We start from the raw sequence: 24,643 nt of genomic DNA, 5'->3' as shown, positions 1-24,643 counted from the left end.
GTCCGGCGCTGGCGCGCCGGCCCGCCGGAGCCCATCCGGGGCTCGCCGCTGAAGCGGCTCGCGGAATCTCTATTGTGGATTCTCCACAATAGAGATGAGGCGTAGATGCGTTGCTGCACAACGCTTTTGTGTTCGCTGAGACGCTTCGCGTCTCACTATGCGGGCAAGGGGATGCGCCGAGGGGAGGTAACCTTACTCCCCCAAGATCCAGATCAGGCGCCGGCAGACCCACCGTCCTATGACGATGCCCTCCACGGTGGGAGGTCAACCGGGGGCTTGCGCCGGCGCGAGCTCCTCGTACCGAACCGATAACCCAGTCTACCAGCCAGAACAATCAAAACAAAGCCATCTAGCAACAACATATACACAGACGAACATCGCCATCCAGGCACCCCCGCACGCCCCCGCCACCCCTCCCCCACGCCCAGCCACCCCTCACAGACTATGAACGGAAACCGCCATAGCGACAGGTTGAATGCAGTCACTCAACTACTGAACTAAAGTCATTGCTAATTGGCGCTAACATCTACTAGACTGTAACCACAGCGAGCACGACACACCCCACACGAGGGAGAGCAGTGACATGAACGGCACCATCGAAGCCGCACCCACCGCCGTCGACCACCTCACCGCCCGCAACGCCGGACTCCCGCAGCTCGTGCAGCTGCTGCGGGAACAGCACACGCGCCGCCGTGACATCGTGGTACCTGCCAGGGCCATTCGGGCCGAGGACGGCCGGCTGCTGGTCGAGGGGCACACCGAGCTCTCCATGCATGGAGTCACCTCTCACCCCGGCATTTACACCCCGACCGAGGTCTGCGACGAAGGCCTGTCCACCAAGCTGGGTATCCCGCAGGCCTACCTGCGGCGGATGCGCGCCGACAACATCGGTCTGTACGACACCAACGTCAACGCGTGGCTCGGTGCCGACGATCGGACCTTCATGCTGCGTTGCCTGACCGATGGCGACGGCGGCACCGGGATCGCCCGGGCGCTGCTGTCCGATCGCTACATGATCGTCGACAACCTCGACGTGCTCATGGCCGCACTGGCCGGTATCCAGCGCACCGGCGTCACCGTCGACATCGAGGGTTGCGACCTGACCGAGCGTCGCATGTACATCCGGGTCCGCTGCGACGGCGTCCAGGTTCTCGCCCCGGCACTGCTCACCGGCTACCGCAGCCCGTTCAACGGCCGTACCGGCGCCGACAATCCCGTGGTCAGCGCCGGATTCACCATCAGCAACAGCGAGGTGGGCGGGGGTGCGCTCAGCATCATTCCGCGCCTCGTCGTCGAGATCTGCTCCAACGGCCTGACCATCACCCGGGACGCCATCCGGTCTGTGCACCTCGGTGGCCGCCAAGACGAGGGCCTGATCGAGTGGAGCGAGGAAACGCAGAAGGCCGCGCTGGACCTGGTCACCGCCAAGACCGCCGACGCGGTCACCGCGTTTCTGTCTCCCGAGTACGCGACCCGCGTTCTCCGCGAGATCGAGTCTGAGGCAGGAGCACCGGTCACCGACCCGACCACCACCATCGAGTCTGTCGGCAAGCAGCTGCGGTTCAACGAACAGCAGCGTGCGGCGATCCTGAGCCATTTCATCGTCGGAGGAGACCTGTCCGCCGGTGGCGTGCTCCACGCCGTCACCAGCGTGGCCCGCACCCTGCGCGACGCCGACGACGCCCACGCCATGGAGTCCAAGGGGCTCGACGCGATGCGCCTGGCTGCCCGAATCTAGCCACCTCCCCGAGGGGCGTCCCACCATGGGCGCCCCTCGGCTCGGTCGGGAAACGGCCCCCGCCGACGGGCCACGTTCAGATCGCCCCCGCACTGCCCCGCTCTCGGGTGTGCGGTGTCGCTGGTATGTCCACACCCTCCGCGTGGGCGGAGCACCAATTGTTCCCGGAAGGTCATGGCATATAGTGATGAGGCCGGATGCCTTCCCCCGTGGGCATCCGGCCTCTTATTTCGGGTTGGCGATCCGTCACCATCGCGGCCAGCCCGAGCCGCCAAGGGCGGCAACGTCTCCGCGCGGACGCCCCCATGGCTGAGGAGAGGCTCACGGCTGGCCCTCGCCGCTGGGTCGCCGAAGCCGTCATGCGCCGATCTCATTCGTGGTCGCGCCACCTCGGTCACGTTCCTCTGCACTCAGTGAAGGAAGGCTGGGTTAGTCCACACAAAAATCATTGCTAATTAGCGCTGACATTGGCTAGACTGGAGGCACAGCGAGCACAACGAGCGAGCGGGAGGAATCCATGAACATCCTCGTCGAAGCGCCGGAGGGCCTCCGTAGCGAGCACGAGATCGACTCCGTCCGCACGGAGTTGACCAGCAAGTCCCTGACGTACCGCGCCATCGAGGCGGATCCCTTCTCGGTCCTGCCCCCGGCCGACGACGACCTTCCCTTCTGACACCTCCGGTGGTGGGAGCGCCGCGCTGCGCGGCGCTCCCACCACAGTCACCACGGATCCACGGAAGGCCGTACACATGACCAGCACAGCAGGGACGTGGCGTCTTACCCGCGGGTCGTCGCGCGACGGCGGACCGCTTCGGCACTACTACCCCACCCGCGAGCATCGGGACCTCGCCGCGCTGAGGTTCGCCGAGCAAGACTCGGCGCTCGTGTTCACCGAGAGGCTCGTGTTCGGCTGCTGGCGTTTCGACGGCCCTGGAGCGGACGTCACCCGTCCACTGGCCATCACGGAGCCAGTCAACCTGGGCGCCTACCTCGTCCACGGCGTCGAGCACCTGTACGCTCGCGCGGTCATCGACCCCTGCCTCGTCGAGATCGGCGGGCTTCGTGAGCTGGCCCTGCGGATCGGTGGGGTGGTCACTGGTAGACCGGTGATCTTGCCGCAGCTGCGCTTCTGGCCGGACGACGGCTGCTACATGGCCGAGTTCGACACCGACTTGAGCTGTGTCGCGGTGCCGGTGCGTGCGGGTCAGGCGCGCGTCACCATGACCGTCGAGCACGCGTACGAGTTGTACGACGAGGTGACCGCGTACGTGGTGGACGCCGTCATCGCCAAACCGCCCGCCGACGAGGCGTCCGATGCGTACACGGACTGGCATCAGGACCTCATGGACAAGTTCACCGGCGTCGGGCGTCCGCTGGGCGACTCGTGGTACGACCTCACGATCACCGACAGCACCGATCCCGACCTGATCGGTCGCACCTTCGATTGGGGGTACTGACCCGGCCTCCAGCCGGTCACGCCTAAGCCTGCGTTACGCCCGATCCGCGGCGGCCTGGTCGCTGTAGCCGATCGCCGCAGGGGTTCTCGGCCACGGGGGGCGCCGGAGCCCGGAGCACCTGAACGGTGCGGCATTGGGAACGGCTCATCGGGACGTGAGCGAGCATGGAAGGGCAGATCGCACTGCCCGGGCGTCTCTGCTGCGCCCGGGCAGTGCGCCGGTCAGCCGCCCTGCGAGGTGGGACCGTCGGCCAGGTCGACGTCGAGGGCCTCGGTGAGGAACTCCAGCAGCCGCTGCGGGACCGGCACGAAATCGCCGGTGCGCTCGTCGGCGCCGATGATGACGACGGTGCCGACGAGCCGGACGTGGCGGCGCCACGCTTCGGCGTCGGTGGCGAGATCCTGCGGGCGGAGGTCGGCGGGCGCGGGGTACTCGCCGGTGAACTGGGCAGCCTTGAGAACGTGGATCAGCTCGGTGGCACGCTGGTTGAGAACCGCCCCGTCATACAGGGCGCCTTCGTCGTCGAACAGGAAGTCGGTCGACACGTCACCCGCTCCGTAGACGGTGAGTTTCGAGATCAGCTGGCAGCCGATGAATCGGCGGGCGCCGGCGAGGGCCTGGCCGTCGAGGTCGACCAGGCGGATCGGCTCAGCAAGGTCTGCAGGAACGAGTAGGGCCGCGAAGTCCGGGCGGGTGGCGTCGGGCTGGCAACGCATCGCGTCGGCGCTGACCGGGTCAGCGGTGACGGTGCCGAGGGTCGCGTCGATCCGGCCGATCACATCGTCGGTGTTGGTCATGGTGGATGAAGTCCTTTCGTCGTGCTCGCTGTACCTCAACCTTACCTAAGTCATTGCGAATTAGCAATGACATATGCAACCATCGAGGTACAGCGAGCACGACCCACAGAGGAGCACCGACCATGGGCATCAGCACCAGCGGATCACCCGTCGGCATCACCCGGTCCTATGTCGTCCATCCGGGAGAGCATGTCGCGGGCGCCGAGGAACCGCAGAGCGCACACGGCGTGGTCATCACTGACGGCGACGTCCTGCATTGCGTTGACGGAGCGCTGTCTGATCTCGCCGGCTGGGCACGGCGCATGTACCTGGAGGTGCTGCGCGCCGATAACCAGCACCAGCTTGCCGACCGGCTCGCCGCCCTGACCCATCCCGAGCCGCCGGTCACCTTCGCCGGTGAGGCGTTCCGGCATTGGTGCACAGAGCCCTCGGCGTGGTTGCGCACCAACGGCAAGGTGCACGTGCTCGCCGGTTCGTACGACTCCGGGAATTCCGAGGACAGTGCAGCCGCTCGCACCGGGCGGGTTTTGTTCGCGTTGCACGACGTGCCGCAGGTGTTGCGTACCGGTCCCGGCGTCGGCCCCGTCACTATCTGGTGTACCAGTCGGCCCCGTCACTATCTGGTGTACCACCGACGCCGAAGGCCGCCCGGCCGGTGACGGAGGTGGCGTCGTCACCGTGACCACCGATGGCGTTGAGCTGTCCGCCGGACACTTCCAGGCCGGCGAGCTGATCGCTGGGCGCCCTGGCGACTACGACGATCGCCCCGGCGCGCTGCGGCTGCCCGCCGTCGACGCGGTGGCCGAGGCGCTGACCCGCGTGGCCGACGCTGTCAACACCACCGAGCTGCGCTACAGCACGGCCGGGTATAGACCGCCGTGGGCCGCCTGCCGAGGGTCACTGCTCCTGGCGGCAGTGCAGCGCAGTGCCGTACGCCAGGGCTGGCGATGACCCGCGCGCCGCCGACGGCCTGATCGACTTCTTCGCCCTTCCGGACCGCGTTCAATAAATCATTGCTAATTGGCGCTGACTTATGAGAGGATAAGGGCACATGAACCGCCCACCGAGAGGACACCCCGATGCCGGGCACCACCCCCGCCCAGCGGTGCAGCCGCGGCGACGCCGTCGAGGTCGGTTCCGACCGCGACCCGTCCGTCCGGTACACCGTGGCGTTCACGCCGGACGTCACCACCTGCACCTGCCCCGGATTCGTCTACCACGGCCACTGCAAGCACACCGGCCGCGGTGATGCTCTGCGCTGCCCCTGGAATTCCGACACCGACGAGCCGCAGAAGCGCGACGGCGCCTGCCCGCGCTGCGGCGCGGCCACCATCACCGCGGCCGCCCCCGACAGCGACAGTCCCCGAGGGCTACACATCACCATCACGATTTCCGGCGCACCGACCTCCGCCACGACGACCGCCCAGCCGAATACCTTCAAGCACGCCCACTCCGGATGCGCGCCGCAGCACCAGGCCGCCATGCCCAGCACGGGCCTGCACGCCCTCGACCTCACCGCCGTTCCCGGAGCCTGCCCCGGCTGCACCGTCGCGCACGCCGCCGCAGCACTGCAGCAGACCGCGCGCGCCCTGCACAGCCTCACCTGACCACGCCCACCCCCGAGCTGTCCGGCGCCGACTTCCCCCGGCGCCGGACAGACCTCGATCCTGGATGCCCGATCTACGAGCTAGAGACGCGCATGGCTCCCCCGTCTACACCACCGGCAGCATCAGCATCGACGCCGGTTCCGGCCTCCGCCGTCGACGTCAGCCCGTTCCGACCCGGGGGGCGGCCGACGGAGATCGCCGGGAACTCACCGTGTCCATCACGTTCTCCGCGTGTGGGCACAGCGCTAACTTCGCAGCTGGCGCCGCTACCACCACCCCGGCCCGCTGCCCCGCGAGTGCGACCCGTTACGCCCCGAACACCACCGGCGGTAGAGCTGTAGCTGACCCAGACGTCGGGGTTCAAACTGAGTTCCGATGGTGTACGAAATCCGTCCCGGGTTGCTGTGGACTCGTTCCAAAGCAGTGCGAGGAAATGGGCCTTCGGTGTGGCGCGGCAGCCCGATCAGGGCGGTAGCTCACCCTGTTGTCTATGAGCATCGGTACCGTCCTCGTTCCGGTGATGCCGCAGCTCGTCACTGGCTTGTTCACCATCGCTGCTGGGCTGAGCGCCGTGGTGCTGACCCAGCGACACAACGAGCGGCAACGGTCCCGCGACCGTGCAGCAGCGGCCAACACGAAGATCGAGGAAGCGACGCGGGAGCTGTTCGAGGCGGTGAGCGAACTGCACCTGACCCTGAACTTGTACCAGCCCGTACACGCGGCGTTGCGGCCGCGGCTGATGCTCGTCGGGTCGGTCTTCCTTGAGTTCATGGCCGCGAAGGACAGCGGCGGCCTTGCCGCTGGCATGGCCCAGGTTGGCCGAACTGTTGTCGAGGCGAACCAGCGTGAGCTGGTTGCCGTGCAGACGCTGACATTGCCGCTGCAGCGGGTCATGGCGGCAGCAGCCAGGGCTTCGCTGCTGCCCGTCAGCGCTGTCCGGGACGCCGCGCTGCGCTTGGGCGAGGTGGTGGGCGAGGCCGGCCAAGCGTATGGGGCGGACAGCCTGTGGCAGCCCCGCAAGGCAGCCGCCGCCCGAGAACGGGCGGACGCAGCCATGTTTGCCGCGCTTCGGGACCTGGTCGACGCTGCCAATGCCCACCTGCACCCACAGGCATCACCGCGCCAGTCGTGGCTGTCGCGGATATTCGGAGGGAGCGGGGACGGCCGGCCCGACAGCGCTGCGCTCCCGGCGAGCGCGGCGGCACCGCGCGAAGACGCCCGCACGGCCGAGCCGACATCCGCAGCGGCGGCCGCGCCAGGCAGACAGCCGGGTTCGCGGTCGACGAAGTCCGGCGCCGTGCCCGCGCAGCGCCGTCGACGCCCGTGGTCGGCGGTAGGAGAACGTTCCGCTGTGAAGGTGTCCCAGGGACCCAGCCGATCGTGACCGGTATGAATCCGGCCTTCGCCGCTGTGTGGATGCCCTACCAGCCGGATTGGGAGTTCGCCACCGCCGCTCCGGCGGCGGTGAGCTGGACGGAGGTTCAGGCCGAACAACGTGGTCTGGCCGCCGTGCTCGTCACCGATCGCAAGGGCGGGCATCACGGCGACGCGCTGTCCGAGCTGTGGGCCGTGCCCCGACGAGCCGGCCCGCGAGGTCGATGAACTTGTCGGCATAGTCCAAGGCATACAGACGACGCCCCTCCCCACACCCCAGGGCCAGCAGTCCGAGGAGCCCGGCGAAGACGACCAGCACTACGGCGGACAGCGCGCCGGCGATCGGCTGAACGACAGACCTGCTGATAGGCAGCCAGGGCAGCGTCATCACGACCTTCCCGGCCCACGACGCGCTCTGTCGCACAGCTGCGGCCAGGTCGGCCCGCCGAGGTGGAGGGCGGCATCCTGGTCCACCTTCTGCCACTCGCCATGAGGTCGGCTCGTACATCCCTCATGGGACCCGAGGCGGGGCTGTTGATCGTCTTGTCTGTTCATCAGCTTCTCTTTCCGGTGGGTGTCACGATCGTTGGTGAGTCCACCTTCACCGGCGCGACCGGGTCCCGGCCACCGGTGCGACCGAGGCCGCACGGGTCCGCCCACCGCCGTGCAGGACCGCACGATCCCGGCCAGATCCGGCCGCGTCACGGCATTCCCCCCACCCGCTCAAATCCATACGCTCTGTGGCATGACCACCACGGACCGCCCCAATGCGTCGATCACACCGGAAGACATGACGAACCTTCTGGAAGGGCTACGCGCGCAAGCTGGCGGCCCCTCCAATCGGCAACTGGACCAGATCAGCAGAAAAGGTGATCATCGGTGTGCCGCTACCACGATCAGTGAGAATCTGCGGAAGACCGACAGGCCGCAGTCCTGGGAATTCATTCAGGCATTCGTTCTGGCCTGCCAGGCGCACGTGCTGCGCCAGGCCAGGAACCCTAACGAACATGTCGATCTGGCGCCCTACGACCTCGATCTATGGAAGGCCAGATACACCACGATGCGCAGCCGGCAGCAGCACGATCCAGAGCCGCCCCACCGCACGCCGGCACCGACGATGACGCCGCCCTCGTCGTATTCCATCCAGATCCATGGTTCTAACGGAGTGGTCGCCGGAAGCGGCAATGAGGTGACCCTGAACTTCGGAACGGAGCCAGTACCCCCATCCGTCGGCGACGATGCCCAATCCCCGGAGGATCCTCGATGAGCATGGAATCGTCCAAGCCCCGGCGCCCCAAGGCCGAGGGCACTCGACAAGAACGTCAGGACAGCGACCCGGGTGAGACCGCCACGCCGGAATCCACGGACCTGCACGGAATCCCAGAACTGACCGTCACTGTCCCTGCCGTCGACATCGGTCGCCACCACGCAGGTGAACGCGACACCGCGATTCCGTGTGAACCAGCGGGCCAGATGCCGTCTGAGGAACGTGTTCGCCGCAGGCTAACGAGGGCCACCCTGAGTCCGGCGACGCCCGATTTTCGTGCCCGCGGCGGCCGAGAGGCCACGGCAGCGGCGAGCAGGGAACTGTCAGCGGCAACCGCTGCACTCGTCGATGTGCTGGCCAACTCCATCACGGTGCTGCCATCTACCGCCGTGCGGGCGGCGGCGGAAGTCATCGAGGCAGACGTCCCCACCCTTCAGCACGGCATCAGGCTTTACCACGCACTTCGGAAGCCACTCGCCGCCGCACTCGCACAGCGCCGCCTTCCCATCGGGCGACCATGGTCCCCAGCGACGGCCGCCGACCTCGCCGTGGCCGCGACGGAACTGAACGACTACCTGCGCCGGCTGACGGACTACGACGAGAGGCAGCAGAGGGTAGTCGTCGCTCCCGGACTCGACGGCAAGATCGACGTGAACGGCACCCCCCGACCCGTCACCGACGTCGCCCTCGAGACCTCCCGCGCCGTTGTCATTGGCGAGCACAACAAGCTCACCGTCATTCACCACTGCCACGTCCAGAGCCCCACAGTCGAGGTGGCCGATCTGCTGCATGCCGACACGAACTGGTTTCTCATCTGGCTCCGGTCCACGCCTCTCGTCGAGAAGCCCGGCACAGCTGAGCATCTCTCGACCGACGTCCGCTCCGGGGTACTCATCGCGATCCGGCACAGCGACGGCCTGGTCATCGGCGACCACAACAACGTCGAGGCCAACGTTCACCACCAAATCACCGGCTGTCGCCTCAACGCCGTCGCGCTCCTTCAGAACCGGACCATCCGCCAGGCGGTCCTGGACTACAAGGAGTTCGTGAAACAGGGCGACGATGTTTCCGCCCGTGAGGCATTTCAGACCCTTCTGAGCCTCGTCGGCGACGCCGCCGCAGGATTGGCTCCCCATCCGGTAGACGTCCACTCGTCGCGGCCGGAACTGGACTACCACGCCGACGGTCTCACCGTCCGGGGTGCCAACGGCGTGGGGGTAGGCACGTGCAAGGTACGCACGCGCACCGTCACCGACACCGGAGGGCTCAACCTTTCCTTGGGTTGACCTGCACCCCGGGGCGGAGGTAGTAACGGTCGTCTGTAGTTCGCTACTCCCGCAAATTCGGCATCAGCCAACCGGCGGCGACCACGTCCGCCCGGCGTCGTTCGTCGAGTTCCGGCGGAGTAACGGTCCGTTCGGTCATGATGAGCGTTACCTCTTTCGCTGAGGAGGGCGGCCCTGCGTCGTGGCCCGATGGCGGGGCCGCCCACATGCAGCCCGGCGGATAGTCCCGGGCGCCCAACGCGACCACGCGCAGCCTCACGGCGACGGGTCGCTGCTGGAGTTGACCGAGTCGCCAACGGTGATGGAGGCGGCGAGACGGGAGCTGCGCATCGGTGGCCCGTGCGGTCCCGGCCGACGTCGGGTGCGTCCGCCGTCGATTCGAGTGATGGGCCCGGGGTCAGGCCGTGGCAGTGAGCCGGGCGGCGGCCATATCTACGGCGGAGGACCACCACCAGTAGTCGCCGACCCGCAGGCAATACGCCTGTGCCGTCAGGTCGTCACGGACGACGGCCAGCGGGGCACCCGGCATGAGGATCTCAACCGGGTTGCTGCCCTCACCGTAGAGGCGGTAGCCGAAGCGGCCGTCGCCGGTGTCGAGGTCGGTGGCGCGGTCGGCGGTCAGCGGGTGGCCGTGATGCGCGGCCACGGCGGCGGTGAACTCGCGTATGTTCGCTGCGGCCAGGTCCTCGTCGGGGTCGGTGACGGGCCGACTGCCGGGGTTGATCTTCACTGGTTCACCGTACGGCCGGTCACTGGGCGCCTGCTGCCCGCCCGTACGGTGATGCGGTCCATCAGACACCGGTCGCCACCCAGCTCAGTATCTGCGCGGGGTCGTCGTCGTAGCTGGCCTCGATCGCGGCGTGCAGGGTCGCCTGGTCGCCGTGGCGCAGGTAGTGGGCGGTGGCGTTAGCCATCAGGTTGAGGCCGTCGCGCAGCCCTTCGTCCCCGGCGCTGACGGCCTCGAGGATGTCGTCGGCCGCCTGGTTGAGGGCGCCGGCGACCTGGGCGTCGGTGTAGAGGTGGGCGTTGCCGTCGTTGATGATCTCGGCACTGACGTGGACGTCGGCGAGGGCTGCCGCGTAGGACAGGCCGCCGCGCAAGGTCTCGCCCAGGTCGTTGGTGAGGAACTCCAGCATCCGCAACGCGTCGACCGGTTCGCCGTACTCGGCGGCGAACCCGCTGGGGTCTGCGTGAACGGTGATCGTGGCACGGATCGGGATCACGGATGTTCTCCTCTGCTCTGTCGTGCTCGCTGTCCTCCAATCTTTCCAAAGTCATGGCTATTTGGCAATAACATAAGCGCGCGAGCGCCGGGGAACGATAACTGGAGCCATTCGGTCCGGTGAGGACAGTCATAGGATCGCCGAGTGGACGAACTGCTTGGCGCACCACCGCAAGGTTCGCTCTCGGATGCCGCCTGGGCGCGGCTGCACGTGGACTACAACCAGTACGAGGTAACCACCGTGCTGGGCGCACCCCGCCTGGAGATCTACATCGTCGGCGACGACCTGCTGCACCTCGGTGGGCCGAGCCGGTGCACCGGCTTCTGCGGCATCCACACCGGCCCGATCGAGGCCCGGGTCCGGGTCCTTCCCGAACCTCCGGCGCAGGTCGCCGTCGGCTGGGACGCCATCAGTGAGACGACCCTGTGGTGCCCGAGCGGCCGGCTGTCAGTCACTGGCCTGTTGGGCGGCTCTACGGAGGCCCTGACCGACGTCGCCGTCCCGCGCGGATTGATCAGGGTACGGGTGCACGCACGCGACCGCCTGCACGAGACCATCCGCACCGACGACGACCCACCTGAGCGCCACGAACTCCACGTCTGGGCCGTGTCCGAGGAGACGCCATGGCGTACCGTGCTCGCCGACCCGCGAGCTCGTGTTTGGGAGCGGAACCCGGCGAAGGCGGCCGAGTGGGCGTTGATGTCGCTGGTGCCGCGCCCGTCCAACCGGCCGGCCATCCTGTCACCGCTCCCACCGGACCCGTACGAGGACGACACCGGCCTACCCCGGGTAGCGGTGGTACGCCACCGGCCGAGCCCGGTCGCGGTCCCGGCAGGCGTACTGCCCGCCGGCGACCTGGAGATTCGGCTGGAGCAAACCGACGACGACACCTTTACCTGGTCGTGGGCCGCCGCAGACGAGCCGATCTTCCCGCATCCGCTGACCGCGCTGCCGGACGACGAGCCGAGCACCGTACGGCTCACCCCGGGCCCGGACGGCTTCACCCTGCGCCACGAGGGCGTGCTGGGCCGGCACGCCATTGCCCTGGGTCTGATCTGGGACCACCTGCTCGACGCCCCCGGCTCGCGTCCCTGGCTGGACAAGCTGCACGCCCAGGCCGCCGAGGCGACCATGCAGGCGGAGCATTACCGCCGCCTGCGGGCCGAGCAGGAGGCCGCGCGGTGGGGCGGGACGCCACCATCGGATCGGGTTCGCGAGCTGGACAGCCAGGCACGGTCCCTGGCCCAGATCGACCGCCCCCTGCTCGACAGCATCGAGGCGCTGCCCGCCGACCGCCAGCGTCACGCGGCCTGCTGGGCGGCCCGCCGCGCGATAAGCGTGGCCGGGCTGGAGCAGATCGGGTGGATCGCTGACGCGCTCGCCGACGCCGAGGCAGGCCGGCCTCTGCCTGGATCCTTCACCGAGCAGAACGGCAGCACGGCGTTCCGCCGGCTGCTGTCCGACCCCGAGGTGCCCCACACCACCGTCCCGCTGCGCTACGACCCGGCCGTGTTCAGGGCGCCCGGCGCGACCGCGATGCTGCAACAGGCTGCGGCGTTTCCCGCCCTGATCGCGTTGACGAACACCGACCCGCTGGCCGCCGCGATCGACGCCACCTACCACGCAGCGATCGCGCACGGCGACGACCGCGACCAACTGCTCGCCGATGCCCACATCGCCTTCGGTTGATCCACTGGCTTGCTTGCGGGACTACACACTGCTGCGGCTGGTCCGGCGGGTAAGCGCACGCCCACGCCTGCGGCGACTGGTCGAGCGGGCCCCCGATTCTCGGCCGCTTCCAGCACCCACGGGGTCGCGTTGAGACGACGCCGCGCCTCATGCGCCGTACGCTCATCCCTGATCCATGGGCAAGGCCGTAGCCGAAACTGAGCCACGCGCGTGCCGGCAGGGCGACGCGAGCCGTGCTGCCGATTGGCCCTGGGGCCGTGGCGGACGGAGGGAGTGGATGCAGTGCTCGATCCCGAACCTGGTGTCCCCGCCGCGTCGCCGCCGGCCGCGGTATTGGCCAGCCTTACGGGCCCGCGCAGCCGGACCCTCGATGAGCACATGTACCAGCTGCCCCGAGGTACCGGCCGACGCGCAACGTTCCGGCTGCAGCTGTTCACCGCGGCCGGGCTCCGCCCGGTCGCCGTCGCCACCCAGATACCCGGTGCCGGCGAGGGAAGTTCGCTCACCAATGTGGCGGAGAAGTGCGCCGCGACGGTCTGGCAGCAGCACTTCCCCGACGACCTCACCCCGCCCATCTGGATCGCACACATGATCATGGATGGGCACCGTGATCTGACCTGGGTCACGTTCACCGAGGACCCCGGCGCGCACACCCTGCACGACCCCCAGTGGGTGCACCTCGATCCCGCCGACGTCGACGCACTCGTCGGTGAACCGGTCGACCTCGAACGCGGTGCCGGCTTCGTCGCCCCGGAACCCGACCCGGAGCCTGAGCAGGTTTATGCGATCGTGCCGGTGGTCCTGCTCCCCCGGCCCCATCCTTTCCGCAAGGACGCCTGCATGCCGGCAGGAGTGCGGTGGTGGCGCCGCCTCAGCCGGCAGGTCGTGCCGCTGCGTAGCGCCCGCGACTGCTGCTGGTACCACGGCGGCGACTGGCACGTCGTGGCCCGGCTCGCCGAACGTCTGTTCACGCAGGCCCACGCCGCGGGCCTAACCTTCGACGACACCATGTCCTACATGCTGAACCACCCGGGCGCCCATGCCCTCCCCAGATGGGAGCGGGAGGCCTTGCATTCCCTCGTGCTCGACACGATCCGCCCGTACGGGCCGTGGCCGTCGCGCAAGGGCTACAACAACGGCCAGCACCGCGCCCAGGCGCTCATCGAGGCAGGCGTGCGCCGCATCCTTGTCGAGCGCATGTCCTGGTGTGGGCTTGACCCGATTCGACGGACAACAGGGTCTATGTGTTGATCGTCAAGCTACCTTGAGCGCGGGTAGCTGCCGATCGTTGGTGTCGTTCTCATAGTTGGCGGGGCTGCGGTAGCCGAGGCTGGAGTGCCGGCGGCGGGTGTTGTACCAGCTCTCGATGTACTCGAATATCGCTTGCCGGGCGGTATCGCGGGTGGGCCAGGCCTGCCGGTGGAGGAGTTCGGTCTTGATCGTGGCGAAGAACGATTCGGCGACTGCGTTGTCCCAGCACTGGCCGCGCCGACCGACCGACAGCCTGATCCCGTGCCGGTGGGCGAGGCGGGCGTGCTGGGCGCTGGTGTATTGCCGCGGTCGGAATGGAACACCAGGCCGTCGCCGGGTCGGCGGCGGCGTAGGGCGTCGGTGAGGGCGGCGTCGACGAGGTCGGTCTTGAGGTGGTCGGCGACGGCCCAGCCCACGACGCGGCGGGAGGCCAGGTCGATGACGGTGGCCAGATACAGCCAGCCTTCCCACGTGTTGATGTAGGTGATGTCGCCGCACCAGCGGGTGTCGATCGCCGCCGCGTCGACGGTGAAGTCCCGGCCGATCAGGTCGGGCCGGGCCGCCGCGGTCGGATCGGCGACGGTGGTGACCCGCCAGCGCCGCGGGCTCTTGCCGCGGATCCCGGCCGCTTGCATCCGGCGGGCGATGCGTTTACGACCGTGCCGCATCCCGGCGTCGGCGAGTTCGGCATGGATGCGCGGCGCTCCGTAGGTGCCCTTCGATGCCGCATGCACCTCGATGATCTTCTCGGTGAGTTCGGCGTCGACGCGGGCGCGGGTGCTCTGCTGATTGCGGGTGTAGTAGGCGGACCGGGAGACCTCAAGCAGCTCACACGCGCGTTTGACGTTGTGCTTGCCGGCCTGCTCCGCCTCGATGAACGGGTACACGTTCACCGGATCTCCCTGGCGAAGAAAGCCGTTGCCCGCTTCAAGATGTCGTTGTCCTCCCGCAGCCGGCGATTCTCCCGGCGCAGCGCGGCCAGTTCCGCCCGCTCATCCGAGGTCAGCCCGTCCGAGCGGCTGCCCGCATCGAGTTCGGCCTGCTTGACCCACGCCCGCACCGCGGTCTCGGTCAGGTCGAAATCCTTCGCGACTTGCCCGACGCTGCGGTCACCACGCTGACACAACTCAACGATCTCGGCCTTGAACTCAGGCGTGAACGCCCGCCTCGGCCTTGACCGCTTCTTCCCCACGTTCTCCATGATGCTGGACATCCTCCCGGAGACCCCAGGTCCCCTGATCTCGGATGTCCGTCAAAGCGGGCCGGGCCCAGTGAGCTGGTCACAGGATCAGTGAATTGGTCAGGTGATCGGTGCGGGGCCGGGACGGTATGCGGGGCAGGTGTAGCAGCCGACGCAGCCGCCGTCGTAGTGGGCTAGCCACGGGCACTCGCAGGCCAGGCACCGGCGCGCCGGAGTCGGGTGGGCCTTCCAGCGGCTGTACCGCACCACCGCCACGGGCTCGGTTGGCAACGCGACGCCGGCGCGGACCGCGACCTCCCGGCACAACTCGAACCATTCCCGGACCGCATCTGGGCTGCCCAGCTCGAGTCCCCATCGGATGTTGGCGCTCATGTCCGCCGGTGACATGTGCCGCAGTCCGCGGTGCGGATCCGGGGGCATCCGGCCGCGGGTCGGGTCGGCGGGCCCGGACGGGGGTGCCGGGGCGGCGGGATGCCTTGGCTCGGCGGTGGCCTGTGCCGGCACCGTCGCGGCGGGCTGCGTCGCCGCCGGTGGGGTCTGATGCGGTGACCAGGGCAGGTGTGGAAACTCGGCTTCGAGGATGAAATTGATCAGCTCGTCCTTGCGCCACGCGTCCACGCGGCCGGTGACGGTGCGTACGCCGCCGTCGGGGGTGCGGATGCCGCTGCGCAGCATCTGCACCAGCGCCGGCTTACGCAGCTTGCCCAACTGGGCACCGCGGGCCTGCGCGGCGGGATCGGTGAACAACGTGGGCCGCTGGGGCTCGGTCGACATCGCGACTGCCTCACTTCGCACTGGTCGGCGGGGGTAGAACGTCAGGCGGTCGCTGCCGCCTCGGCACTGGACGTCGGCGCATCCGAGGATGCCATGGCCTCGAGCCGGTCGATCACGGCGAGGCAGTCGCCGGCCGCGCGGTGGCCACCGCGCAGCGGCTGCCAGGTGTAGTCCCCCCAGTAACGTGCCAGTCACCGAACCACGCGGCGTGCTGCTCCATCGCGCACTCGATCCGCGCGGGGACCCGGGAGATCCAGTCGTCGCGTTGGCCTTGGCATTCCTGCGCCTGGAGCAATCCACCGCACTCGCGGTGCGCGTCTGGGCCGTGCCACAGCCGGCACAGCTCGGTGCCGATGATTCCCGTGTCGAACCGGGCGTTGTAGATCACGACACGGCGTCCGGTCAGGTGCTGCTCGATCTGTGGGAGGAGCTCGGCGAAGGTAGGCGCGTCGCGGACCATGTCGTCGGTGATCCCGTGAATGGCAGTGACGTCCTCGGGGATCTCGCGCTGCGGATTGACCAGGGTGTCCAGCAACACGTCACGGGAGCTGCTCACCATCGCGATCTCCACCATGACCGCTCCCCACAGACCCGTAGTTTCGGTGTCCAGCACCACCGCGGTCGGATCGGCGAGCACCTCGGCCGCCCAGCCCGTCGCTGCGGCCCGGTCCTGGTCGATCATCTGCCGGAAGCGTCGGGCCTCCTCCGCGGCACGTCGCGCCCGGGCCGCTGAACGCTCAGCCGCGACGATCTTTGTGCACCAGTCGCAGCACGGCTGGCCTGTCCAGCTCGGCCACCAGGGCACCCGTACCCGCCCGCAGCGGGAAGCACGGGGCCGTGTTCGCCAGCGCCCGGCCGGCGGCCAGGGCGGCGCGCTGGCGGTCGCTCAACGGCCGGACCGGGCGCGCGGCTTGCCGGTCATAGAGGGGACAGACGGCGTGGTGGGGGTTGTACTGCAGCCAACCCAGCGGGCGCAGGCCGGCAACGCTCAGACCTTCAGCCCGGAGCTGGCGGCGGGTGCGCAGGTGCTCGGGTGCCCTACCGCCGAGATACGTGGGTCCGGGCCCGTATCCGCTCGCCCACCTCACCATGACAGTGTTCCTCCACGTTGTTCACTGTTTGTGCCGTGGTGGCGGGGTCCGACACTCCGGGCGGGAGACCACCCCGGCGGGAGACCACCATGGGCCGGCCGCCGCATCCCACACCGGGCATCGCGAAGCGATCGCGGTGGATCATGCTGTCGGGAGCGGCGCAGTCAGGACCGGATGCCCGACTCGCTACCGACGACCGGAGCCACCCGACAGCCGCTCGGGAGCCGGTGGCTCTGAGCCGAGGAGCGCTCCCGCGGCGCCGAGTGTCAGCGCCGCGGTACCGAGCCGCTCAACCGCGATTCCCAGTGCCGACTGCAGTTTGGCCGCCGTCACGATCGGGACGTCGCCCACGATGGTGCGCCGGGCGATGCCCGCGTGCAGCTGCTGCAGGCCGGTGTGCAGCCTGTGCACCGTGATGTGCAGCCCGACCAGCAGGTCCGCGACGTCCACGGTGCTCGGCACCGACGCCGGCACTCCGGGACCCAGCGCGGTCGCCAGGTAGTCCGCGCCGGTGGTCAGCGCCTGCACCGCTATGCGGGTACGGTCCGGGCCTACCGCAGCGTCGCCGTCGAGCAGCTTGCCCAGAGTCAGCAGCCCGGCGGTGTGGCCGTCGGCCGATTCCGAAGTAGCCATCGAAACTCCCTCGAGTCGTCGTGCTCGCCGACCCGAGCCTATCGAAGTCATTGCGAATTGGCAATGTCAAAGGCTACGGTGGTGGGAGACGACAGCAGGATCCCGGCGCCGTGATGGAGCCGAACCCCGCTGCTCGGTGAGCCGCGCCCGCCCTCTCAATGCCCGCCCCGGGATCGGCGGGCACGGCGCGCCTTTGCGTACCCGTGCGCCGCGGCGCGGGGACCAGGACGGGCAGGGCCGTACACTGCGTTGCCAATTACCAACGACAAAAGAAGGGGCCGTCCGAAGACGGCCCCACGCCCGACCCCGTACAGCGAGCACGAAGAGAGGCACACCCATCATGACGACCTGGCGCGTTCGTGTCGAGCTCGCCCCGCCAGCCGGGGCCCCGCCGGACTCCGTCCTGACGCAGATCCGCCGGCAGCTGCAGGGCCACGACCCCCAGGTGGTCGTCGAGTACGACGGCCACCTCACCATCGCCGTCACCGTCGAGGCGAGCAGCCGCCGCGCCGCCTTCGACCGCGGTGACAAGACGGTTGCCGGCGCCCTCGACGCCGTTGGCCTCGCCGACCTCGAGGTCGTCGCCGTCGGGGTGCTCACCGCCGCGGAGGAGGACCGCCGGCAACGCCAGCCTCGTGTACCGCGATTGGCCGGGGTCAGCGAAGCCGCCGCCATCCTGGGCGTCTCCAACTCCCGAGCGAAGGTGATCGCCGTGCAGCACAGCGAACACCTGCCGCTGGTCACACAATTCGCCGGCGAGAAGGGCGCCAAGGTGTGGCTGGCCGAAAGCTGGGAACGCTTCAACGACACCTGGGATCGTCGCCGGACCGGCCGGCCACCCGGCAGCGGACGCAAGGCCACAGCACCGGAGTAGGCCCTTACTGACCTCGAGACGACCGCGGCAGGTCCTCGTCCTGGCCAGCGTGTGTCCGACGTGTGGATAACGGCACCCCACCTTCTATGCCGTTCCCGCACCCCTCTCTCGAGCCTCCTGTTCAACCTCAATGGTTAGCCACGGCATCCCGCGGATGCGTGGTCAGTCGCCGCGGTGGGCATTGGCCAGCTCTCGCACTGCTGCGGCCAGGTCCAGCACGGCGTAAGCCACTGCGGCCAGGCCCTCGCCGACGGATTCCGTCAGTTCCTCCTGGCCGTGGCGCTGCGCTGCCCGGTCGGCGTTGGCAGAGGCGATGTCGTCATTCACAGTCATGGCATCGATGATGGACGACCGGTATGACACTTCCCGACAAATGATCATGTTGCGTGCGCGTCCGTACTGTCGTACGGCTCTGTCACCCTGATGGCGCAAATCTCCTTCGATCATCTTCGATTCAGATGGGGGTCGTCGTGGCACATCAGCAAGAGGTCGCCGTCAGCAAGCACATCGTCAAGCGGCTGGGCGAGGACGGCGTTCGGGAGACCATGGACAGCCTCTACGCCGTGGACTGCCAGACCTGCAACAGACCGCTGGCCGGGACGACGGCGTCGCTGGTGGTCACGGACCTCATGATGTTTCTGCAAGCGGAGCTGCACCACCGTCGGTGCCGCAAGTCGGAGTGGAACGACTCGGGCCTCGTCCGGTCGTCGGGTGAGGCCACGTTGAGCCACCGGACATTGACGGTGCTGCTTCCGTGGTCGAACAACACCGGGGAGCCGACGACGATGCAGCCGGTGTTCATCCTCAACCCGGGTCTGGAGAGTGTGTTTCTCGACCGGGATGACGACGGACGGTGGCGGGTCCGGCTCGCAGAACGGTTCGCCCACGCGGGCCTGGTAGCCGGCCCGCAGTTGACGATCGACCGCCCGGTACCGGAGGCCACGGTGCGGCTGGCCACTGACGGGGTGGCCGTGACGATGGAGAACCTGCCCCCGGAGACGTTTCTCTGCCGTGCCACGGAGCAGTATCGGGCGCAGGTCCGCGCCCGCGGCGGCGTTCTGTTCGTCGTGACCCACGCGCTCAATCCGGATGCCGTGCAGCACCAGCAGGAGTTGCTGGACGTGCTCCCCGATTCGCGCACCGTCGCCGGGTGGGTGCCGCTGGCCGAGGTGCGCGAGCGCCAGCCTCGGAAGGCGGCTCCGTCGAACCCGGCCGCGGCGGGAACCACGTACGTCCTGCACCGCAGCCCGCGCCATCTGACGGTGGGCCCGCTGTTGGCCCACAACGCCGCGGCGTTGACCCTGGAGCAGGCCCAACAGTGGGCCGAGCAGGTGATCGGATGCGAAACGCTGATCGGCTGGGAGCCCACGGTCGACGGCGAGCCTGCGAGTGGCTGGTTCAACATCGACTTCATCAGTGTGGCGCAGTACCTCCTACGCCAGTACCCGGACGGATGGCGTCTGGTTCGCTCCCTGTCGCGGGTCGACGGTGGTGGCAGCGCCGAGACGGACAACGAGGCGCGGGTGTGGGCCGACCAGGTGATCAAGTTCAGAGAACAAGTCAGCGGCCTGCAGTGGATGACCGGCCCGTCCCCGCAAGGGGCTACCACGCTGTACGCGACTGCGTGAGATCTCGGGGCGGTCAGGACCTCGTTCCCGGGCAACCTTGGCGGCGGACGCGTGCCTGCTCGGGGTGCCGCCCCTCGGGCGCGGTAGCCCCCCAGGCCGGGAGTGCTTTCCCGGCCGCCACGCGGGCGAACTGGTCCACGGGCTACCGCCAGGCCAGCGGGCCGTCCGGGTGCGCGAGCGGGGCCACGGTGACAGGTGTGCCGTCGAGGCGTACGCCGCGCCAGCCGGTGCTGGTCCTCATCCGCAGCTGGCTGTGGTCCGGGGAGAGCAGGACCGCGTCGACCGGCGCCTCGGTGGCGGGAACGATCGTGTCGAGAGCGAGGCCTCCGGCGTTGCGGCGCAGCACGGCAACGCGTCCGTAGCGCGAGGTCTGCGCGCTGAAGCAGAGCAGCGTGCTCGCCTCGAGCTGCTCGGGGCAGCTTAGGTGGAGCTCGTCGTGGGCGGAGGCCGTGACGGTGACATCGCCGGGCAGCAGCTCCGCGGTCGTCGTCAGGACCGTCGCCGTGGTGCCCGGCGCGCCGGTGATGGGCAGGCGGGCCGGGCTCGCCGATGTGCCGGTGCGGTCGAATCCCGCGGGTACGTCGTTGCCGCGCTCCATGCGGGCCGGCGCGGTAGGGTGTGCCGGGTCGAACGAGAGCACCTCGATCTGCCTGGCATCGCCCGCCCGCAAGGTGGCCTTGGCCCAGACGCGCCCGTCCGGGGCCATAGCGAGTGATTCGTACTGGGCCGTGATCCCGTTGTGGAGCTGGTCGGGGCCCCACGCGGCGATCTGCTCGTAGCGGTCGCCGCGGAGTTGGGCGACGTGGATGGTGTCGGGGTCGCGCCAGGTGACCAGGCTCAGGTCGGGGGTGAACTGCCCAAGGTTCGTGGGGTGCAGGACAGTGTCGGGCAGCGTCAGGGTCCGGGTGAGCGCCCCGGTGAGGGGGTCGTGCACGTACAGCACCGATCCGGTGCCCGACGGGTCCGCTCCGATGGTGACGATGCCGGCGGGTGGCCCGGCCACGGGCGCGGGCTTCACCGGGGCGGCCTCGGGTTTGCGGGTGAGTAGCACGGCGGCGATGCCCGCGCCGGCCAGAATGATCACCATTGCCAGGACCAGGAACCTGCGGCGGGTACGGGTGTCGGCCACGGGCGTCACCTCCCCTGTCGACGTTCGCAGCCGTGAGCCTAGTGCTGTCTCCACTCGCCTTCACTGGGTATTCCGTGGGGTGGTGGATCCTCGCTCATACCGGGTGGTGTGGGCGAGCGACTCCCCACTGTTGGTGGTGGGGCGGGCCTCAGCCGGCCAACTGATCCTGGTGCCGCCGATGGTGGGCGGCGTGGATCACGCCGGGACGGTCCGGCACCGGGCAGGTGTCGTCCGGCTCGACGGTGCGTGACCACCCCAGTCGCTATCTGTGTGGGGATGGTGGTGACGCCGCCCGGGGTGCGGGTGGCGATGGTGAACGCCGCGGCGAGATCGCGATGCCCGGCGAACTGGCAGTGCCGGCAGCGCATGCGACGGCCTGCCGGTTTGGGATTGCGTAGCCGACACAGCGGGCAGGTCGAGGACGTGCCGCGTTCATCGACCAGGTGCACGCGGATGCCAGCGAGGGCGGCCTTGTCCTGCAGGCTCTGCAGGGTGCGGCCGATCTGCCACTGCCGCAATCGTAGGTTGTGGCGGCGCCCGGCGGGTAGGCCGAGCACACCGCGGGGGTCGCCGACGGTCAGGGTGCCGACCCGGTGTTCGACGGCCCAGTCGACGACGGTTTTCGCTGCCTCGTGCTGTGCTTGCCGGAGTCTGCGCCGGTGACGGGCCTCGACCAGCCGCGCCCGGCGGCGGGACTTGCGCCAACGACGCGAACCGCGCTGGCCGGGCTTGGGTGCCCGGTCGGCGGTGGCTCTGCGGCGCGCTTTCGTGTCCCTCAGGTGCATGCGGTGCTCGGCGCGGATCGCCCGCCCGGACACCAGCAGCGCCCGGCCATCAAGGCTGGTGACCGCGTACGGATGGATGATGCCCACATCCACCCCCGCGACCCGGGAGGGATCGGGCTGCTGGCCGGCAGGGTAGGTCCTGACCGGTAGCTCGGCGGTGATATCGATCCAGCAGCGGCCCGCCTCATACAGCAGGGTCACCGACCGAATCGTCTCGGGCGGATACGGTGGCAGCCGATCCAGACGTACCCACAGTCGGGGGTTGCCAGACGCGGTCGGCAGCCGCAACCGGCGCCCCTCGAGGCGGAAGGTGCCGTGATACCAGCGAACCGGCATCAACGCGCGACGCCGCCGCGGATACCGAACCTCGCCATGACCGGCCTTACGGCGGGCGGCCGCCGAGAACCAGGCGTCTGAATAACGACGCAGCACCGACCGGGCGCCGGTCGAGTCAAGTTCCGTGAACACCGCGGGACCGCAGCCCGACAACTGCCGGCACAGCTCCTGATAGGAGGTCACCGGCTTGTCGCCGCGCTGGCGACGCCAGAGGTTGATCTCCAGTACGCACGCCCACACGTCACCCGCAGAACGCAGCAGACCGAAACAACGGCGCCGCTGACCCCGGTTCAGACGCAATCCGACCCGAGCGGTACGCAGCACCACCGGCGCACTGCCAGAATCCCTGCGTCTCGGCATGCCCGGCATTCCAGCACACAGGTACGACAGGAACCCGGCACACGTCACCAGACACCGAACTCGCTGTCGAGAAGCCCGCGGTTGGGCGCGGGAATCCCGGGGCGACCGCCGGGGGTGGTCGCCAGCGAGCCGTCCGACGTCGTAGACGGGCTCCTGCTGCTGACGGATGTCGGCGGTCACCTGGCGCACCAGCGGGGGTCGCCTGGCGGTCGCTGGGGGCGGGGTAGTCGCTGGGGCTGCCGATCCGCCAGGGGCCGATGCCGACGCCGAGCAGCTGGGCGACTCCGCCTGCTCCCCTGGCGTCGTGCCGCACGGTGTCGTTCGGCGACCGGGCGGTTTGCGCGATCCGGGCGGCGTCGTGGGCGTTGAGCAGCCGCAAGACGGTGGCAAGCCATGTGTCGTCGTTCTGGGTTCGCGGTGCGACGCCCAGGCCGTTCATTGTTTGCCGGGCCGCCGTGTACGCCGTCCAATGCGGTAGGGCAGCCGGATCAGCGCAGCGAGCTGGGCCCGGTACCGGGCGGTACACCACAGGGCGTGCGCGGCGCGGTACTCGGCCTGCGGCAGCTGGTACGCGTCGTCGTTCTCCTCGGCGAGGCGGGCGGGTACGACCGGTTCCGGTTCGGTACCGTCGAACGCGGCGAAGGTGAAGGACGGCCCCTCGGTGGTCGTCGCGGTGGAGCGCCACCGTGGCTGGTGCCGCTCGGGCGCGACCGGCGCCAGGTGGAGGCGGTTGAGGTCGGGGGGCCACACGGCAGCACTGATCGTCGGTTACGCGCCGAGCGGGGCGGGCTCGACCGAACGGGTGAGGGTACGGCGCAGGGCGCGCAGCAGGCCGGTCGCGACCGGGGTAACCCGGTGGTAGGCGTAGACGCCTTCCTCGCGGCGGGTCACCAGGCCGGCGGTGGTGAGGACCCGCAGGTGGTGCGACACCGTGGGCTGGCTGACCGGCAGTTGCGAGGTCAGCCAGCTGACGGAGGCCTCGCCGTGCTCCTGCAGCGCCATGACGATGAGCAGCCTGTTGGGCTCGCCGAGCGCGGCGAAGACCTGGTCGCCGGTGGTCGGCACGGTGAGCGCGGGAGTGGTGATGGTCATGGCAGGAGACTCCTAGTCAGGGTCGGCGGGCAGCGGGACGAGGGTGAGGGGGCCGGTCTCGGTTCGGTCGGTGCTGGCCGGGATCCGGTGGGCGGCCAGGGCGGGGCGCCAGTCTCCGCAGCACTGGCCCCAGATGCCGATGCCGTCGTCGTCGGCCTGAAACCAGTCGCCGGGGATCAGGTACTGGCCGCAGCCGCTGCACCGTTGGGGCTCGGTGGCGAGGCGCCACGGCCGGTCCGGGTCATCCATGGGGGGTCTCCTGGTCAGCTGGCGGCGGCCGCTGCCACCAGGCGGGGCCGCCGGGGCCGGGTGTCGCGGCGGCGGTGGGCGGGCCGGTCACCGGAGCTCGCCGGACCGTCCAGGGTGGCGTGGTAGATCTGCACCCCGGTCCCGGTGGTCTTGGCGCGGTACATCGCGGCGTCCGCGGCGCTCAGCGCCACACCGGTGTTCGCGCCGGTGACCGGTGCGAGGCCGATGCTGGGCGGCGCGCTGACGGCGCGGCGCGCCAGGTGGATCGGCTCTGCCAGGTGGGCGCGCCAGTGGCGGGCGACGGTGGCCGCGGTCTGGGTCTCGTCGTCGGGGAAGACGATGACGAATTCGTCGCCGCCGAGGCGGGCCACCGGCCTGCGGGGGCCGGCGAGGTGAATCAGGCGGGCGGCGAGGGTCCGCAGGACCACGTCGCCGGCGGCGTGCCCGCAGATGTCGTTGATGGCCTTGAGGCCGTCGACGTCGAGCAGGCCGATCGCGCGGGGCGTGGCGTGCAGGAGGAGCCGGTCGAGGCCGCGGCGGTTGAGTAGTCCGGTCAGCGGGTCGTGGGTTGCCTCGCGGTGTGCTGCGGCGAGCTGGCGGCGCAGGCGGTCGCGGTCGGCGATCCAGGTGGCGCCGATGGCGAGCAGGCCGGTGGCCAGCATCGTGGTGGAGCGGGGAATCCGGCGGCGGGTCACGTGGTGCCGCCCTGGTCGGGTGCGGGCATGGGGACCATCCCTTCGCACTGGTGGCCGTCGCCGGTGCGACTGCAGACAGTCGGCGAGGCTGAGAAATCGCGTTCCAC

General features: G+C 69.3%; 30 protein-coding genes and 1 pseudogene. 14 read left to right on the top strand and 17 right to left on the bottom strand.

Going from position 1 to position 24,643, the window contains the following annotated elements; genetic code table 11:
• The first annotated feature begins 583 nt into the window (after window positions 1-583).
• The 3 genes from ACMCNK_RS35885 (at window position 584) to ACMCNK_RS35875 (ending at window position 3,195) form a co-directional block, all read left to right on the top strand.
• A complete protein-coding gene (locus ACMCNK_RS35885) occupies window positions 584-1,738 on the top strand; it encodes a DUF932 domain-containing protein (protein ID WP_412741155.1) in 1,155 nt (384 codons plus the stop codon).
• A 517-nt stretch (window positions 1,739-2,255) separates the two neighbouring features.
• A complete protein-coding gene (locus tag ACMCNK_RS35880) occupies window positions 2,256-2,411 on the top strand; it encodes a hypothetical protein (RefSeq protein ID WP_412741154.1) in 156 nt (51 codons plus the stop codon).
• 76 nt (window positions 2,412-2,487) lie between these two features.
• Window positions 2,488-3,195: a hypothetical protein gene (locus tag ACMCNK_RS35875; protein WP_412741153.1), complete on the top strand. Its 708-nt coding sequence runs from the start codon at window positions 2,488-2,490 to the stop codon at window positions 3,193-3,195.
• Window positions 3,196-3,416: 221 nt separating this feature from the next.
• Here ACMCNK_RS35875 and ACMCNK_RS35870 read toward each other — a convergent pair whose 3' ends face one another.
• Window positions 3,417-3,992, bottom strand: a complete 576-nt coding sequence (locus ACMCNK_RS35870; RefSeq protein WP_412741152.1) for a hypothetical protein — start codon at window positions 3,990-3,992, stop codon at window positions 3,417-3,419.
• Between the two features lie 122 nt (window positions 3,993-4,114).
• Here ACMCNK_RS35870 and ACMCNK_RS35865 point away from each other — a divergent pair, with 122 nt between their 5' ends.
• The 7 genes from ACMCNK_RS35865 to ACMCNK_RS35835 all read left to right on the top strand — a co-directional run bounded on the left by ACMCNK_RS35865 (window position 4,115) and on the right by ACMCNK_RS35835 (window position 9,526).
• On the top strand, window positions 4,115-4,651 hold the full coding sequence (locus tag ACMCNK_RS35865) for a hypothetical protein (protein ID WP_412741151.1): 537 nt from the start codon (window positions 4,115-4,117) through the stop codon (window positions 4,649-4,651).
• A gap of 19 nt (window positions 4,652-4,670) precedes the next feature.
• On the top strand, window positions 4,671-4,943 hold the full coding sequence (locus tag ACMCNK_RS35860) for a hypothetical protein (RefSeq protein WP_412741150.1): 273 nt from the start codon (window positions 4,671-4,673) through the stop codon (window positions 4,941-4,943).
• Window positions 4,944-5,071: 128 nt separating this feature from the next.
• A complete protein-coding gene (locus ACMCNK_RS35855; RefSeq protein ID WP_412741149.1) occupies window positions 5,072-5,599 on the top strand; it encodes a hypothetical protein in 528 nt (175 codons plus the stop codon).
• Between the two features lie 490 nt (window positions 5,600-6,089).
• The gene (locus ACMCNK_RS35850) at window positions 6,090-6,983 is read left to right on the top strand and encodes a hypothetical protein (protein ID WP_412741148.1); all 894 of its coding nucleotides are present in this window, start codon (window positions 6,090-6,092) and stop codon (window positions 6,981-6,983) included.
• Window positions 6,984-6,988: 5 nt separating this feature from the next.
• On the top strand, window positions 6,989-7,201 hold the full coding sequence (locus ACMCNK_RS35845; RefSeq protein WP_412741147.1) for a hypothetical protein: 213 nt from the start codon (window positions 6,989-6,991) through the stop codon (window positions 7,199-7,201).
• Window positions 7,202-7,718: 517 nt separating this feature from the next.
• Entirely contained in the window at window positions 7,719-8,240 is a 522-nt protein-coding gene (locus ACMCNK_RS35840) for a hypothetical protein (RefSeq protein ID WP_412741146.1), read from the top strand.
• On the top strand, window positions 8,237-9,526 hold the full coding sequence (locus ACMCNK_RS35835; RefSeq protein WP_412741145.1) for a hypothetical protein: 1,290 nt from the start codon (window positions 8,237-8,239) through the stop codon (window positions 9,524-9,526). The genes ACMCNK_RS35840 and ACMCNK_RS35835 overlap by 4 nt, the downstream gene beginning before the upstream one ends.
• A gap of 397 nt (window positions 9,527-9,923) precedes the next feature.
• Here the strand turns inward: ACMCNK_RS35835 and ACMCNK_RS35830 are convergent, their stop codons facing one another.
• Entirely contained in the window at window positions 9,924-10,256 is a 333-nt protein-coding gene (locus ACMCNK_RS35830) for a hypothetical protein (protein WP_412741144.1), read from the bottom strand.
• Window positions 10,257-10,317: 61 nt separating this feature from the next.
• Window positions 10,318-10,749: a hypothetical protein gene (locus ACMCNK_RS35825; RefSeq protein WP_412741143.1), complete on the bottom strand. Its 432-nt coding sequence runs from the start codon at window positions 10,747-10,749 to the stop codon at window positions 10,318-10,320.
• Between the two features lie 144 nt (window positions 10,750-10,893).
• On the opposite strand from ACMCNK_RS35825, the gene ACMCNK_RS35820 reads away from it, so the two are divergent.
• Both ACMCNK_RS35820 and ACMCNK_RS35815 read left to right on the top strand, forming a co-directional pair.
• Complete coding sequence (locus ACMCNK_RS35820) at window positions 10,894-12,438, top strand: hypothetical protein (RefSeq protein ID WP_412741142.1); 1,545 nt, start codon at window positions 10,894-10,896, stop codon at window positions 12,436-12,438.
• Window positions 12,439-12,720: 282 nt separating this feature from the next.
• Complete coding sequence (locus ACMCNK_RS35815; RefSeq protein WP_412741141.1) at window positions 12,721-13,689, top strand: hypothetical protein; 969 nt, start codon at window positions 12,721-12,723, stop codon at window positions 13,687-13,689.
• A gap of 3 nt (window positions 13,690-13,692) precedes the next feature.
• Here the strand turns inward: ACMCNK_RS35815 and ACMCNK_RS35810 are convergent, their stop codons facing one another.
• From ACMCNK_RS35810 to ACMCNK_RS35780, 7 genes and pseudogenes are all read right to left on the bottom strand, one after another.
• Window positions 13,693-13,941 carry an integrase core domain-containing protein gene (locus ACMCNK_RS35810; RefSeq protein ID WP_412741156.1) on the bottom strand — a complete coding sequence of 83 codons (249 nt, stop codon included), beginning with the start codon at window positions 13,939-13,941 and terminating at the stop codon, window positions 13,693-13,695.
• A gap of 59 nt (window positions 13,942-14,000) precedes the next feature.
• A pseudogene (locus ACMCNK_RS35805) lies at window positions 14,001-14,576 on the bottom strand (IS3 family transposase); the annotation flags it as partial.
• Between the two features lie 2 nt (window positions 14,577-14,578).
• Window positions 14,579-14,902, bottom strand: a complete 324-nt coding sequence (locus ACMCNK_RS35800; protein WP_412741140.1) for a transposase — start codon at window positions 14,900-14,902, stop codon at window positions 14,579-14,581.
• Window positions 14,903-14,989: 87 nt separating this feature from the next.
• Window positions 14,990-15,664 carry a hypothetical protein gene (locus ACMCNK_RS35795; RefSeq protein ID WP_412741139.1) on the bottom strand — a complete coding sequence of 225 codons (675 nt, stop codon included), beginning with the start codon at window positions 15,662-15,664 and terminating at the stop codon, window positions 14,990-14,992.
• Between the two features lie 112 nt (window positions 15,665-15,776).
• Window positions 15,777-16,346: an exonuclease domain-containing protein gene (locus ACMCNK_RS35790; RefSeq protein ID WP_412741138.1), complete on the bottom strand. Its 570-nt coding sequence runs from the start codon at window positions 16,344-16,346 to the stop codon at window positions 15,777-15,779.
• Between the two features lie 55 nt (window positions 16,347-16,401).
• A complete protein-coding gene (locus ACMCNK_RS35785; protein ID WP_412741137.1) occupies window positions 16,402-16,755 on the bottom strand; it encodes a hypothetical protein in 354 nt (117 codons plus the stop codon).
• A gap of 186 nt (window positions 16,756-16,941) precedes the next feature.
• Window positions 16,942-17,388, bottom strand: coding sequence for a hypothetical protein (locus ACMCNK_RS35780; protein WP_412741136.1), 447 nt, complete (start codon window positions 17,386-17,388; stop codon window positions 16,942-16,944).
• 340 nt (window positions 17,389-17,728) lie between these two features.
• On the opposite strand from ACMCNK_RS35780, the gene ACMCNK_RS35775 reads away from it, so the two are divergent.
• Window positions 17,729-18,262: a hypothetical protein gene (locus tag ACMCNK_RS35775; protein ID WP_412741135.1), complete on the top strand. Its 534-nt coding sequence runs from the start codon at window positions 17,729-17,731 to the stop codon at window positions 18,260-18,262.
• Window positions 18,263-18,424: 162 nt separating this feature from the next.
• Here the strand turns inward: ACMCNK_RS35775 and ACMCNK_RS35770 are convergent, their stop codons facing one another.
• Complete coding sequence (locus ACMCNK_RS35770; RefSeq protein WP_412741134.1) at window positions 18,425-18,595, bottom strand: hypothetical protein; 171 nt, start codon at window positions 18,593-18,595, stop codon at window positions 18,425-18,427.
• A gap of 137 nt (window positions 18,596-18,732) precedes the next feature.
• On the opposite strand from ACMCNK_RS35770, the gene ACMCNK_RS35765 reads away from it, so the two are divergent.
• Window positions 18,733-19,890, top strand: coding sequence for a hypothetical protein (locus tag ACMCNK_RS35765; RefSeq protein WP_412741133.1), 1,158 nt, complete (start codon window positions 18,733-18,735; stop codon window positions 19,888-19,890).
• A gap of 142 nt (window positions 19,891-20,032) precedes the next feature.
• On the opposite strand, the gene ACMCNK_RS35760 is transcribed toward ACMCNK_RS35765, so the two are convergent.
• From ACMCNK_RS35760 to ACMCNK_RS35735, 6 genes are all read right to left on the bottom strand, one after another.
• Window positions 20,033-21,019 carry a hypothetical protein gene (locus ACMCNK_RS35760; protein ID WP_412741132.1) on the bottom strand — a complete coding sequence of 329 codons (987 nt, stop codon included), beginning with the start codon at window positions 21,017-21,019 and terminating at the stop codon, window positions 20,033-20,035.
• A gap of 38 nt (window positions 21,020-21,057) precedes the next feature.
• Complete coding sequence (locus ACMCNK_RS35755) at window positions 21,058-22,500, bottom strand: RNA-guided endonuclease InsQ/TnpB family protein (RefSeq protein WP_412741131.1); 1,443 nt, start codon at window positions 22,498-22,500, stop codon at window positions 21,058-21,060.
• Window positions 22,501-22,935: 435 nt separating this feature from the next.
• Entirely contained in the window at window positions 22,936-23,250 is a 315-nt protein-coding gene (locus ACMCNK_RS35750) for a hypothetical protein (RefSeq protein ID WP_412741130.1), read from the bottom strand.
• Window positions 23,251-23,268: 18 nt separating this feature from the next.
• Entirely contained in the window at window positions 23,269-23,592 is a 324-nt protein-coding gene (locus ACMCNK_RS35745; protein ID WP_412741129.1) for an ArsR/SmtB family transcription factor, read from the bottom strand.
• 12 nt (window positions 23,593-23,604) lie between these two features.
• On the bottom strand, window positions 23,605-23,841 hold the full coding sequence (locus ACMCNK_RS35740; RefSeq protein ID WP_412741128.1) for a hypothetical protein: 237 nt from the start codon (window positions 23,839-23,841) through the stop codon (window positions 23,605-23,607).
• A gap of 14 nt (window positions 23,842-23,855) precedes the next feature.
• Complete coding sequence (locus tag ACMCNK_RS35735) at window positions 23,856-24,536, bottom strand: GGDEF domain-containing protein (protein ID WP_412741127.1); 681 nt, start codon at window positions 24,534-24,536, stop codon at window positions 23,856-23,858.
• Between the last annotated feature and the right edge of the window lie 107 nt (window positions 24,537-24,643).

Origin of the sequence: Krasilnikovia sp. MM14-A1259 (genome assembly GCF_047159535.1) — a bacterium.
In the GTDB taxonomy this organism is placed as follows: domain Bacteria; phylum Actinomycetota; class Actinomycetes; order Mycobacteriales; family Micromonosporaceae; genus Actinoplanes.
Note: the sequence above shows the minus strand (reverse complement) of the source record. Positions and strands in the feature narration are given on the sequence as shown.

Excerpts from the sequence above, each read along its gene's own strand:
- ACMCNK_RS35885 (WP_412741155.1), top strand. The coding sequence starts at position 584 with ATGAACGGCACCATCGAAGCCGCACCCACCGCCGTCGACCACCTCACC.
- ACMCNK_RS35880 (WP_412741154.1), top strand. The coding sequence starts at position 2,256 with ATGAACATCCTCGTCGAAGCGCCGGAGGGCCTCCGTAGCGAGCACGAG.
- ACMCNK_RS35875 (WP_412741153.1), top strand. The coding sequence starts at position 2,488 with ATGACCAGCACAGCAGGGACGTGGCGTCTTACCCGCGGGTCGTCGCGC.
- ACMCNK_RS35870 (WP_412741152.1), bottom strand. The coding sequence starts at position 3,992 with ATGACCAACACCGACGATGTGATCGGCCGGATCGACGCGACCCTCGGC.
- ACMCNK_RS35865 (WP_412741151.1), top strand. The coding sequence starts at position 4,115 with ATGGGCATCAGCACCAGCGGATCACCCGTCGGCATCACCCGGTCCTAT.
- ACMCNK_RS35855 (WP_412741149.1), top strand. The coding sequence starts at position 5,072 with ATGCCGGGCACCACCCCCGCCCAGCGGTGCAGCCGCGGCGACGCCGTC.
- ACMCNK_RS35850 (WP_412741148.1), top strand. The coding sequence starts at position 6,090 with ATGAGCATCGGTACCGTCCTCGTTCCGGTGATGCCGCAGCTCGTCACT.
- ACMCNK_RS35845 (WP_412741147.1), top strand. The coding sequence starts at position 6,989 with ATGAATCCGGCCTTCGCCGCTGTGTGGATGCCCTACCAGCCGGATTGG.
- ACMCNK_RS35840 (WP_412741146.1), top strand. The coding sequence starts at position 7,719 with ATGACCACCACGGACCGCCCCAATGCGTCGATCACACCGGAAGACATG.
- ACMCNK_RS35835 (WP_412741145.1), top strand. The coding sequence starts at position 8,237 with ATGAGCATGGAATCGTCCAAGCCCCGGCGCCCCAAGGCCGAGGGCACT.
- ACMCNK_RS35800 (WP_412741140.1), bottom strand. The coding sequence starts at position 14,902 with ATGTCCAGCATCATGGAGAACGTGGGGAAGAAGCGGTCAAGGCCGAGG.
- ACMCNK_RS35795 (WP_412741139.1), bottom strand. The coding sequence starts at position 15,664 with ATGTCGACCGAGCCCCAGCGGCCCACGTTGTTCACCGATCCCGCCGCG.
- ACMCNK_RS35790 (WP_412741138.1), bottom strand. The coding sequence starts at position 16,346 with ATGATCGACCAGGACCGGGCCGCAGCGACGGGCTGGGCGGCCGAGGTG.
- ACMCNK_RS35785 (WP_412741137.1), bottom strand. The coding sequence starts at position 16,755 with ATGGTGAGGTGGGCGAGCGGATACGGGCCCGGACCCACGTATCTCGGC.
- ACMCNK_RS35780 (WP_412741136.1), bottom strand. The coding sequence starts at position 17,388 with ATGGCTACTTCGGAATCGGCCGACGGCCACACCGCCGGGCTGCTGACT.
- ACMCNK_RS35775 (WP_412741135.1), top strand. The coding sequence starts at position 17,729 with ATGACGACCTGGCGCGTTCGTGTCGAGCTCGCCCCGCCAGCCGGGGCC.
- ACMCNK_RS35770 (WP_412741134.1), bottom strand. The coding sequence starts at position 18,595 with ATGACTGTGAATGACGACATCGCCTCTGCCAACGCCGACCGGGCAGCG.
- ACMCNK_RS35755 (WP_412741131.1), bottom strand. The coding sequence starts at position 22,500 with ATGCCGAGACGCAGGGATTCTGGCAGTGCGCCGGTGGTGCTGCGTACC.
- ACMCNK_RS35745 (WP_412741129.1), bottom strand. The coding sequence starts at position 23,592 with ATGACCATCACCACTCCCGCGCTCACCGTGCCGACCACCGGCGACCAG.
- ACMCNK_RS35740 (WP_412741128.1), bottom strand. The coding sequence starts at position 23,841 with ATGGATGACCCGGACCGGCCGTGGCGCCTCGCCACCGAGCCCCAACGG.